Consider the following 4,193-nt stretch of genomic DNA (forward strand, 5'->3'; position numbering starts at 1 on the left):
GTCCACGTTCGGCGCCGAATCCGGGGCCGCGTTCGTTGCCGAAGCGGTCGCCGCCGAAGCCGCCCGGGCCGCCGCCCGGGCCACGCTTGCCAGCGCCGCCACCGGGCTTGCCACCGGCACCGGGACGTCCGCCGGGCTTGCCGCCGTAGGGCTTCTTCGGACCGCCGGGACCGGCGTTGCGATGCCCGGCAGGACCGGTGTCCACGCCGTCCGGCACGTACCAGCTGCGGAAGGCGGCCGGATTGCCATCGGGCAACGGCTTCGGGCCCTTGGGCGTGCGCTGCTTGAACGGGCGCTGCGACTGCTTGGCCGCCTGTTCGCCGCTGACGGTCAGGCCGCCGTGCGGCTTCTTGCCGCGACCGCCACGACCGCGGTCTTCGCGCACGTGGTCGAAGCGTCGCAGCTCGCGGCCTTCGTCGGCGCTGTTGTGGCCGTTGACGTAGGCGCTGCCGCTGCGGCCGCCGCCGACGTGCACGGTCGACTTGGCCGCCTTGCGCTGGCCGATCACCGGCTGCAGCGTCAGGGCGGCGGGGGTGCCGACATCCAGTCCCAGGTCCTTGCGCAGCGCTTCGACCTGCGCATCCGGCAGTTCCTGCGTCTGGCCGCGCAGCAGCGGCTGCGGCAGGCTGACCTTGCCGTAGCGCACGCGCTTCAGGCGGCTGACCTGGCAGCCCTGGGATTCCCACAGGCGACGCACTTCGCGGTTGCGGCCTTCCTTGACCACCACGCGGAACCAGTCGTGCGAATCGGTGCCGCCGATGCGCTCGATCTCGTCGAACTTCGCCGGGCCGTCCTCCAGCGCCACGCCGCGGCGCAGGCGGTCGACGATGTTGTCCGGCACGCTTTCCTGGCCTTCCGGCGCACGCACGCGCACGACGTATTCGCGCTCGACCTCGTAGGAGGGGTGCATCATCGCGTTGGCGAGTTCGCCATCGGTGGTCAGCACCAGCAGGCCGGTGGTGTTGATGTCCAGGCGGCCGATGGCGATCCAGCGCGCGCCCTTCAGTGCGGGCAGCGCTTCGAAGATCGTCGGGCGGCCTTCGGGATCTTCACGGGTGGTGACTTCGCCTTCCGGCTTGTTGTAGATCAGCACGCGCGAGGGTTCGGTCAGCGCGCTGGCGACGAACGTCTTGCCGTCCAGCTCGACGCGGTCGCCGCCCTTGACCGACATGCCGGTCTGCGCGGTTTCGCCATTGACCTTGACCAGGCCGTCGGCGATGCGCTGTTCGAGCGCGCGGCGCGAGCCCAGGCCGGCCTGGGCCAGCACCTTGTGCAGGCGTTCCTCCAGGCGGGTGGTTTCCGGCGTCTCGGCGCCTTCGCCGCGCTTCAGCGACAGCTTGCCCAGGGGGGCTTTCTTCGGGGGGGTGTTGCTCATTGTTTCTGCTCCGACGGTGCCTGGTCTTCCTGGTGGGAAGCAGCGGCGTCGTCATCTTCGGGTTGAGGTGCTTCGTCGTCCCCGGCGTCGTCGCCGGTTTCATCCGAGGGGGTGTCTTCGTCGGCATCGGCAGATGCCGGGATGTCCTGTTGTTCGTCGTCCTTGTCGCCGTGCTCGTCCACGTCTGCGTCCGCGTCCTGCGGGCTTTCAAGCCCGGTGTCGTCGACGGCATCGCCGCTGGCGATGCTGACCGGCAGCGGCGCGCCATCCAGCGGCAGCTGCGGTTCCAGTTCGCCGATGTCCTTCAGCTCGGACAGCGGCGGCAGTTCGTCCAGCCGCTTCAGGCCGAAATAGTCCAGGAAAACCTTGGTCGTGCCGAACAGCGCCGGCTTGCCGGGCACGTCGCGGTGGCCGACGACGCGGATCCACTCGCGCTCTTCCAGCGCCTGGATGATGTTGCTGCTGACCGCCACGCCGCGAACCTGTTCGATCTCGCCGCRGGTGATCGGCTGGCGGTACGCGATCAGGGCCAGGGTCTCCAGCGTGGCGCGCGTGTACTTGGTTTTGCGCTCGGTCCACAGGCGCGCGACCCACGGATGCACGTCGGCCTTGACCTGGTAGCGGTAGCCCGAGGCGACCTCCACCAGTTCGACGCCGCGGTCGGCGCAGGCGGCGGCCAGATCCTCGAGGGCCTGCTCGACGCTGCCTTCCGGCGCCGGCTCGTCCTCGGGGAACAGGCCATGCAGCTGCGCCAGCGTCAGGGGCTGGGTGGCCGCCAGCAGGGTGGCTTCCACGATGCGGTTGATGAGCGATTGATCCATGCGGTCCTGTCGTTCGGAAGTGCGGCGGGGCGTTCGTGGCCCCGGCCGGGTTCACTGGCTGTCGTTGGCGGCGTCGCTGTCGTCGAATTCGCTGGAGAACTGCAGCGGTTCGTTGGTGTTGTTCAGTGCCAGCGACTTGATGTAGATCGGGGCGAGCGGAGCTTCCTGCACGATGTCGAGCAGCTGCTCCTTGGCCAGTTCCAGCATGGCCAGGAAGGTCACCAGCACGCCCAGCTTGCCTTCCTCGGGCGTGAACATGCTTTCGAAGCGATGGAACTTGCCGTCCTCCAGCCGCGTCAGCACGTCGCCCATGCGCTGGCGCACGCTGAGCGCCTCGCGCTTGATCGCGTGGCCGGTGAACAGCTCGGCGCGCTTGAGCACGTCGTGCAGCGCCAGCAGCATTTCCTTCAGTTCCACCGGCGGCGGCAGCTTGACCGCGGCGCGATCCGGCACGTCGGCGTGCACCGGCGTGGTGTCGCGGTCCTGGCGGGGCAGGGCGTCCAGGTCCTCGGCGGCCTGCTTGAAACGCTCGTATTCCTGCAGGCGGCGGACCAGTTCGGCGCGCGGGTCGCCTTCCTCGCCTTCCTCGCTGACCGGCCGCGGCAACAGCATGCGCGACTTGATCTCGGCCAGGATGGCGGCCATCAGCAGGTACTCGGCGGCGAGTTCGAACCGCAGTTCCTGCATCACGTTGATGTAGTCCACGTACTGCCGGGTGATCTCGGCGACGGGGATGTCAAGGATGTCCAGGTTCTGCCGCCGGATCAGGTACAGCAACAGGTCCAGCGGACCTTCGAACGCATCCAGGATGACTTCCAGCGCATCCGGCGGGATGTACAGGTCCTGGGGAATCTGCAGAACAGGCTGGCCATGCACCACCGCCAGCGGCATTTCCTGCTGCTGGGGGCGCGTGGTCGGGGGTTGTGGGTTCGCGTCGGACGCGAGTTCTGGGCTCATCAAGGAACAGCCATCATGCGGGTCACCCTGCGGGCCTGCCCGAGGCAGGACGGCGCGGCACCGGCAATGCACCAACCATCATCTACGCGTCGCAGGGCGAACGCTTCCCTTACAGCAACCGGCAAAGCACACCGCAGGAATGCGGGGAGCGAACAGCGAGGTCGTCGGGCGCGGGCGGAGGGGGGCAGCGAATCGAACGTCCAGGAGGTCCCTCGACAGGGCAGGGAGGCCGGCGTGGCCGGGTTTTCCCCTGGACGGGCCGCTGCTTCCGGCCGTGCAATGGAGGACAGGGTAAGCGTTGGCCCTGACCGTGTCCAGCACCCGCCGCGCGGGTCGCACGTACAATTCAGTCTTCGCCCTGGGAGTGAACACCATGTGGTATGCCATTGAAGGCCATGACGGGACCGATGTCCTTCCGTTGCGCTTGGCCTCGCGACCGGCGCACCTGGCGCGCCTGACCGCCCTGCGCGACGAGGGGCGCCTGCTGCTCGCCGGTCCCTGCCCGGCGATCGATGCCGAGGATCCGGGTCCGGCCGGTTTCAGCGGCAGCATCGTCATCGCCGAATTCGATTCGCTGGAAGACGCGAAGGCCTGGGCCGATGCCGATCCCTACGTAGCCGCAGGCGTCTATGCCCGCGTCGATGTCCGGCCGTTCCGCAAGGTCCTGCCGTGAATCGGGTGGAGCGCATCCGGGCAGCTCTCGAATCCGCCCTGCGGCCGCTCGCGCTCGAGGTCGACGACGACAGTCACAAGCACGCTGGCCATGAGGGCGCCCGCGATGGGCGTGGGCATTTCACGGTGCGGATCACCAGCGAGGCCTTCGCCGGCAAGGTGCCGCTCGCCCGCCACCGGGCCGTCTACGCAGCCCTCGGCGACATGATGCAGACCGACATCCACGCCCTGGCCATCGAGGCCCGCACCCCCGACGAATCGCGCTGAGGGACTGCCCGCATCTGGCAGCGCGACATGCAGGGTGCGATGAAAACGTTTACATTCGCCCCCCTCCGATAGGCCGGGAGGGCCCCCATGAACCTGAAACC

Annotated in this window: 5 protein-coding genes; 2 read left to right on the top strand and 3 right to left on the bottom strand. The window is 68.7% G+C overall.

Annotated elements, in window-relative coordinates; all coding sequences use genetic code 11:
- The 3 genes from AC04L7_RS13440 to AC04L7_RS13450 form a co-directional block, all read right to left on the bottom strand.
- The coding region (locus tag AC04L7_RS13440; protein ID WP_475513190.1) for a pseudouridine synthase at positions 1-1,375 on the bottom strand (1,375 nt) is incomplete at its 3' end.
- Positions 1,372-2,196, bottom strand: coding sequence for an SMC-Scp complex subunit ScpB (scpB, locus tag AC04L7_RS13445; RefSeq protein WP_475513191.1), 825 nt, complete (start codon positions 2,194-2,196; stop codon positions 1,372-1,374). The genes AC04L7_RS13440 and scpB, both read right to left, overlap by 4 nt.
- Before the next feature lie 51 nt (positions 2,197-2,247).
- Positions 2,248-3,153 carry a segregation and condensation protein A gene (locus AC04L7_RS13450; protein WP_296281214.1) on the bottom strand — a complete coding sequence of 302 codons (906 nt, stop codon included), beginning with the start codon at positions 3,151-3,153 and terminating at the stop codon, positions 2,248-2,250.
- A gap of 373 nt (positions 3,154-3,526) precedes the next feature.
- On the opposite strand from AC04L7_RS13450, the gene AC04L7_RS13455 reads away from it, so the two are divergent.
- Together AC04L7_RS13455 and AC04L7_RS13460 are read left to right on the top strand one after the other, a co-directional pair.
- Positions 3,527-3,826, top strand: coding sequence for a YciI family protein (locus AC04L7_RS13455; RefSeq protein WP_299343294.1), 300 nt, complete (start codon positions 3,527-3,529; stop codon positions 3,824-3,826).
- Entirely contained in the window at positions 3,823-4,092 is a 270-nt protein-coding gene (locus AC04L7_RS13460) for a BolA family protein (protein ID WP_435999049.1), read from the top strand. Before AC04L7_RS13455 ends, AC04L7_RS13460 begins: the two co-directional genes overlap by 4 nt.
- Positions 4,093-4,193: the final 101 nt, after the last annotated feature.

Source organism: Pseudoxanthomonas sp. LjRoot204_2, from assembly GCF_056175765.1.

Coding starts and splice junctions, on each gene's coding strand:
- AC04L7_RS13450 (WP_296281214.1), bottom strand. CDS start 3,153: ATGAGCCCAGAACTCGCGTCCGACGCGAACCCACAACCCCCGACCACG.
- AC04L7_RS13455 (WP_299343294.1), top strand. CDS start 3,527: ATGTGGTATGCCATTGAAGGCCATGACGGGACCGATGTCCTTCCGTTG.